This window comes from Saccharicrinis fermentans DSM 9555 = JCM 21142, from assembly GCF_000517085.1.
Classification (GTDB): Bacteria; Bacteroidota; Bacteroidia; order Bacteroidales; family Marinilabiliaceae; genus Saccharicrinis; species Saccharicrinis fermentans.
Window position 1 is genome coordinate 2232 of record NZ_KI912106.1, and the last position, 559, is coordinate 2790.

Below are 559 nucleotides of genomic sequence, written 5' to 3' on the forward strand. Positions count from 1 at the left end.
TTTGCCTTTCATTAAGAAGGATGAGCAGCTCTCGTTCAGAAAGCTTACTCATATCCATGCGAGATTCATTCATAATTTACGGTTATGCGTTATCACTCACGATTGCACCTCGAGCCTCCTCTCGTGTAGGCATCACAATAAAGTGATGACGAAAATTAACGAGATTACGTTGAGTTAGCGGATCCGTACTGGCTTTAGAGTGATACATTTTAGTCCATCCATTCGCTTTTGCAGCCCGATTAACTCTAAAAAATACCGACGCCTCCCTGTCTGTATCAGTAGGTATAGCCCCAAATGAGAGTTTTGTTTTTGTGGCTGGAGAAAAGTAAGGATTTGCCATATAAGAATAAAATTCAAACCCTAAACGGTTGTATACTTTTCCGGCAACAGGCTCAAAATATTGATCCTTAAACTTTGGATCAAGCTCTAGCAAATCATTTTCGTGATCTGCACATAGTACTAATCGACGTCCTTTCTTAGGAACCCCTAACTTATCAATGGCTTTTTTAAAGCGAACCAAGTCAGCCCATACAAGTCGCTTACGGCCTGTACCATCATC

General features: G+C 41.0%; 1 pseudogene. It reads right to left on the bottom strand.

Annotated elements, in window-relative coordinates:
• Window positions 1-82: 82 nt before the first annotated feature.
• Window positions 83-559: pseudogene (locus CYTFE_RS30280) on the bottom strand (hypothetical protein); the annotation flags it as partial.